The following is a 6,000-nucleotide window of genomic DNA, read 5'->3' on the forward strand; positions in this document are numbered from 1 at the left end:
GGCGTATCAGTCCTGTCTCCCAATAACTGATACGCCTCTGCGTTTATGGATTCCTATTCATTATCAGAGCTTTCCGATGTCACTTTTGCTTCATCCCAAAGCCAGGAAATCACTTTTTCATTTAATGCCTGTTCTTTCAGTTCATCTTCCGAATACTGCTCTTTCAGCTCATCCGCTGTCATCTGCTGTGCCTGCGCATTCTGTTCTACCCACTCATCAATCTCGTCGTCGGATACGGTAATGTTCTCCTCCCCGGCAATCAGATCCAGCACTTCCTGCTGTTTGACATACTCTTTGACCTGTGTATCTATCTCTTCATTAAATGCCTCCTCGTCCATCCCCATATACTGCTCCAGAAAATCCGCATACTCCATATTTAAAGAAGTTGCGATCTGCTGGTACTGCTCTTTCATAAGGCTGGTATATTCTTCTACTTTATCCTCCGGATATTCTTTCAGCTCTACATTCTCCATCAGAGCGTCTACAATCTCCGTCTGTCTCTGTGTCTGATCCTGTACCTCGGCCTGACTTTCCAGGATATCCCTGATTTCTTTCTTATAATCATCAACTGTTGTGTCTTCGCCCTTCACCATGGTGACAAACTCATCATTCAACTCCGGAAGGGAAACTTCTTCGATCTTTGTCAGTGTGATTGTAAATACCGCATCTTTTCCGGCCAGATCAGGGTTATTCTCGTACGGGTCCGGGAATGTCGTATTGACATCAAAGGTTTCCCCTGTTGTATGACCTACAATTCCATCCTCAAATCCATCAATATATCCGCCCGCTCCAAGTTCGAGCTGCTGTCCGGATGCCGTGCCTCCGTCAAAGGCAACTCCGTCAATCGCTCCGGAATAATCGATCGTAACCATATCTCCCTCCTGAGCAGCCCGGTCTGTAATCTCCGTATAGGTCGCATAATTCTGCCGGATCTGTTCGATCTGGGAATCCACGGTTTCGTCGGTCACTTCCGTCTCTGTGATCTCGCTGACTTCCAGGTCTGTATATCCATTAATTTTGACATAATCATTTTCGATTTCCTTCGGTCCGCATCCGGCCAGCAGGGATACAGCCGCAATCATACATACTCCTGCAGCCAGAGCCTGTTTCCTTTTATTATTCATACTCCTGTCTCCTTTATTATCATCTCTTTCCAGTTATATCATACTTCTGTTCTCTTGACAAGCCGTCCTTTTCCCGCTTCTATTCAGCCTCTTTTCCTGCTTCCCGGACAAACATTCCGTGAATGTCAAAGGCATGGTTCATCGGTCCGCTGCCCTTTCCCAGATCCAGCATGGCTCCCAGCGCTCCGGATATGTAAGTTTTTGCCCGTTCCACCGATTCCTCCATGGAAAAGCCCTTTGCCAGATTGGAGGCAATAGCGCTTGACAATGTGCACCCGGTTCCATGGGTGTTCGGGTTGTCGATCCGCTTTCCGTAAAACCAGCGACAGACACCGCCCTGACATAGCAGGTCATTGGCATCATTTAACTGATGGCCTCCCTTGACCAGTACAGCCAGATGGTACGTTTCACTGATCTTCTGTCCGGCACAGATCATATCCTCTTCTGTGCAGATCCGCATCCCGGAAAGAACCTCCGCCTCCGGAATGTTTGGTGTCAGGATGTCCGCCTCCGGGAGAAGACATTCCTTTAAGGTTTCTACTGCATCTTCGCTGATCAGTCTTGCCCCGCTTGTCGCTACCATCACCGGATCCACCACAATATTTTCAGCCCTGTATTCCTTTAGTTTGTCTGCAATAGCCCGGATCAGTTCCGAAGACGAAACCATGCCGATCTTTACCGCGTCCGGCCGGATATCAGTAAAAACACAGTCCAGCTGCTCCTTTAAAAACGCAGGAGAAACCTCCATGATATCTTTCACCCCGGTCGTATTCTGTGCAGTCAACGCAGTCACCGCACTCATGGCGAACACACCGTTTGCAGTCATGGTTTTGATATCCGCCTGAATCCCCGCACCTCCACTGGAGTCACTTCCCGCAATTGTCAATGCTGTTCTCATTTTCCACACGTCCTTTCTTTTTTCGCCGCATTCCCGCCTGATTACCGAGCAGATGCCTGCTGCAAAAACAATTCCACATCCCCGTACTCCGTCAGAAATATATCCGCCTCGGATTTTAAGGTGTCCAGATCTTTTCTGCTTGCCCGGTCATAAACCGCCACCGTCCGGAAGCCTGCCCTCTTCGCGGTCAGAAGTGCATGGCAGGTATCCTCAAATACCCACGTTTCTTCCGGTCTTGTACCAATTTTTTCTGCTGCCTCCAGATAGATCTTCGGATGATTTTTCCCCTGTCCCACTTCCGAACAAGTCAAAATATCCTGAAACAGATCCAGCACCGAAAGTCTTCGAAATGCAGCTTCCACATTTTCTCTTCCGCTCGAAGTTGCAACAGCCATCGGAATCCCCGCTTTCCGGAATTGTTCCAGATACCGCCGGACTCCCGGCTTTAATTCTGCCTTCTCCGCATAAAATGTCCGGATCATCCCGTTGACTTCCTCTACCACCCGGACGGCCGTCTTCGGAAGATCATACTCCCGGATCAGATAGTCTGCTGCCTGCTCAAGACTCATCGGAAACAAAATTTCCCGAAGCCCCGGTTTCCCTTCCCGTCCCTGGCTTTTCAGATAAAGTTCGCCGATCTCTTCCCAGACCGGCATCGAATCAAGCAGGACTCCGTCCACATCAAAAATAACTCCCTTGATCATTCTTTAATCATCTCTTCCACACTCTTTTTTAACTCTGCCGCCGCTGTCCTGATATCCCTGCTTGCAAAAATCGCGCTGATCACAGCCACACCGCAGATACCGCTGCCTTTCAGCTCCATCACATTTTTTCTGCTGATACCTCCGATGGCAATGACCGGAATCCGGACCGCCCTGCAGATTTCCTTTAATACTTCATGGCTTACCTCCGTGGCATCCGCCTTGGAGCCCGTCGGGAACACGGCTCCCACTCCAAGGTAATCCGCGCCGTGCTGCTCCGCTTTTTTTGCCTGCTCCACAGTCTGGGCAGAAACACCAATAATCTTGTCCGGCCCAAGCCGCTTTCTCACATCTTCCGCTTCCATGTCTTTTTGACCGACATGAACCCCGTCCGCACCAATCTCCTCTGCAATCTTCACATTATCATTGATGACAAACGGCACCTGATATTCCCGGCACAATTTCTGAATTTCTTTTGCTTCCTCAAGAAATGTCTCCTCATCCAGATTTTTCTCTCTTAACTGGATAAAGGTTGCTCCCCCTTCCAGCGCTTCTCTCACCTGCTCTGTCAGCGTCTTACCATTCAGCCAGCTCCGGTCTGTCACCGCATAAAGAACAAAATCTTTTCTATCGCACTTCATAAACAGCTCCTTTCTCCAGGTCCTCCCCGGTCATATTGTAGATAGCATCGATAATCCGGTTCCGGTAGGTGGCATTTCCATCCCCATCCTCCATCCGCTTCCACGCCGTCTCTCCGGCAAGTCCCATCACACAGACTGCCGCTGCCGCCGCATCAAGCGGATGCTCCGGATTCGCTGTCAGATATGCCGTCATCATACCCGAAAGCTGGCATCCGGTTCCGGTGATTTTGCCCATTTCCGGACGACCATTGCGAATCACGTAACACCTGTCTCCATCGGTGACCAGATCAATCGCTCCGGTCACAGCTATGATACATCCCTCTTTCTTCGCAAACGATTTGACAAAAACGATACTCTCCTCCAGATTCTCCTCCGTCACGGCATCCGCAATATCCGCGTCTACCCCCTTTGTCGTTCCGCTCCCAAGATAAAGCGTCTTGATCTCCGAGATGTTTCCACGAATCACAGTGAGCTTCAGTTCCTCCATCAGCTTCAACGCCGTATTCGTCCTGAACACACTCGCTCCCGCCCCCACCGGATCCAGAAGCACCGGGTGGGATAACGCATTCGCCCGCTTCCCCGCACGGACCATCCCGTCAATACTCGTCTTGTGCAGCGTACCAATATTAATATTCAGACCACCGCAGATTGAAGTAATATCCTCCACATCCTCCGGCTCATCCGACATGATCGGACTTCCACCACACGCCAGCAGCACATTCGCCACATCATTCACCGTCACATAGTTCGTAATATTATGCACAAGCGGCATCAAACCTCTCACCTTCTCAAGAAACTCCTTCAATATCCTCCACTCCTTTCGCATCATCGGGGACGTGTACCTGTGCACCGGAACCCGTCCCCGATGAAAAAAATCTGATAATTCAAGTTTTGCCTTATTTTATGCGGGTTTCGGGGATTTTTTTGTCATTTACGTCGTGTACCTGTGCATCGGAACACGTCCCCAAAAATACGTAAGTTCTACAGAAGTGGTGAGAACAGTCTGGAGATCTGTTCCCGGATGCGGATGGACAGGCCGCGTTGTCTGTAGGTTTCTTCTGTCACCTCTTTGCAGACGAGGAGGTCGTTTTCGAATGCGTCTTCCAGTTTTTTTGCTGTTCCTTCGCTGTAGATGGTGGCGTTGACTTCGAAGTTGAGCTGAAAGCTGCGAATGTCCATGTTGGCGGTCCCGACGCAGCTGACCAGGCCGTCAACAGTCATGGTCTTTGCGTGGAGAAATCCGTTCTGGTATGTGTAGCATCTTGCTCCTGCGGCGGCCATTTCGCCCAGATAGGAGTAAGTTGCCCAGTAGACAAACGGGTGGTCCGGTTTGCACGGGATCATAATCCTTACATCAACTCCGGATTTAGCCGCGATTTTTAAGGAGTCCAGAATCGGCTGGTCCGGTATGAAATACGGGGTCTGGATGTAGATGTACTTTTCGGCCATCTGAATCATCTTTAAGTAGTTATCCCGGACGCTGTCGTATTTGGAGTCCGGTCCGCTGGATACAATCTGTACGAGAGACCTTCCGTCTCTCTCATATTCCGGAATTTCAAAAAGCCGGTCCTGAAGGAAAAGATTTTCCTTGGCCGCGTAGTTCCAGTCCAGTACAAAGCGGACAGCAAGGGATGTCACTGCGGATCCTTCGATACAAAGATGGGTGTCTCTCCAGTATCCGAATTTCTTCGTATCAAGCCCCAGATATTCTCTTCCGATATTAAATCCCCCTACAAATCCGACTCTGCCGTCAATGACCGCAATCTTTCTGTGGTTCCGGTAATTGACGCGCAGCTGCAGCTGACCCAGAAATGCCGGGAAAAACTCTGCCACCTGGACGCCGGCCTTTTCGAGACGTCTCCAGGAACGTTCCCTCATTTTCCGGCAGCCCATACTGTCAAAAAGCACCCGGACTTCAACACCTTCCTGTACTTTTCTTGTCAGTACTTCTTCAATTTCCTGCCATAGTTCGTCATTCCGGATAATATAATACTGCAGATGAATGTAATTTTTCGCCCCGTTCATTTCTGCGATCAGGGCATCGAATTTCTCCCTGCCGTCCGTGTAAATCCGAATGTCATTGTTATCTGTCAGCACTGCTTCGGCCGCATTGAGGTTATAAAGAATCAGGCTCTGGAACCGCTCCATCTCCGGGGTTTTCAGTCTCAGCTTCCTCCGGTAGATCGATTCCTCCTGGCGCCTCACCGCGTACTTGATCTCATCTTCAATCTCTTTCATCTTGAACATTTTACTTTTTCTATAGTCCTGTCCCACCACAAGGTACAGGATAAAACCGACAATCGGAATAAAGTAAAGGACTAAAAGCCATGTCCAGACCGCTGTCGGATTTCGTCTTTGAAAGAAAATAATAATGATCGATAAAATGATGTTGATGAATACGAGGTTGTCCAGTATCCAAAGAGCTGCGTCTTTTGTTAATTCGAATATTATTTCCATATACTTTTTCCTCCTCGATTCCTGCTCTTATTATACTTGCAGGGGAAAAAAGATGCAACCCGCCTGCAAACTACTTGCGCTTCCCCAAAAACAATGCTACAACCCGACTTTGCCACTTTCTCCATTCTAACAACTGAAAAATATATTGAAAATACAGCCTTTGGGTTGTATTTTTTTAC

7 protein-coding genes are annotated in these 6,000 nt (G+C 49.0%); all 7 read right to left on the reverse strand.

The window, feature by feature from the left end; translation table 11 throughout:
- Window positions 1-53: 53 nt before the first annotated feature.
- Window positions 54-1,124: a trigger factor gene (gene tig, locus FGQ85_RS14670; RefSeq protein ID WP_118635516.1), complete on the reverse strand. Its 1,071-nt coding sequence runs from the start codon at window positions 1,122-1,124 to the stop codon at window positions 54-56.
- Between the two features lie 79 nt (window positions 1,125-1,203).
- Window positions 1,204-2,022, reverse strand: a complete 819-nt coding sequence (gene thiD, locus FGQ85_RS14675) for a bifunctional hydroxymethylpyrimidine kinase/phosphomethylpyrimidine kinase (protein WP_087255298.1) — start codon at window positions 2,020-2,022, stop codon at window positions 1,204-1,206.
- A 41-nt stretch (window positions 2,023-2,063) separates the two neighbouring features.
- Entirely contained in the window at window positions 2,064-2,726 is a 663-nt protein-coding gene (locus FGQ85_RS14680) for an HAD family phosphatase (protein ID WP_087255295.1), read from the reverse strand.
- A complete protein-coding gene (thiE, locus tag FGQ85_RS14685; RefSeq protein ID WP_087255292.1) occupies window positions 2,723-3,364 on the reverse strand; it encodes a thiamine phosphate synthase in 642 nt (213 codons plus the stop codon). Before thiE ends, FGQ85_RS14680 begins: the two co-directional genes overlap by 4 nt.
- Window positions 3,351-4,172 carry a hydroxyethylthiazole kinase gene (gene thiM / locus FGQ85_RS14690; RefSeq protein WP_138373824.1) on the reverse strand — a complete coding sequence of 274 codons (822 nt, stop codon included), beginning with the start codon at window positions 4,170-4,172 and terminating at the stop codon, window positions 3,351-3,353. Before thiM ends, thiE begins: the two co-directional genes overlap by 14 nt.
- 173 nt (window positions 4,173-4,345) lie before the next feature.
- The gene (cls, locus tag FGQ85_RS14695) at window positions 4,346-5,821 is read right to left on the reverse strand and encodes a cardiolipin synthase (protein ID WP_087167119.1); all 1,476 of its coding nucleotides are present in this window, start codon (window positions 5,819-5,821) and stop codon (window positions 4,346-4,348) included.
- Window positions 5,812-6,000 (reverse strand): hypothetical protein (locus tag FGQ85_RS18610; protein ID WP_207670236.1); only part of this gene is annotated, 189 nt, incomplete at its 5' end. The genes cls and FGQ85_RS18610, both read right to left, overlap by 10 nt.

Origin of the sequence: Pseudoflavonifractor sp. BSD2780061688st1 E11 (assembly GCF_005844125.1) — a bacterium.
GTDB classification, from domain to species: Bacteria; Bacillota; Clostridia; order Lachnospirales; family Lachnospiraceae; genus Sellimonas; species Sellimonas catena.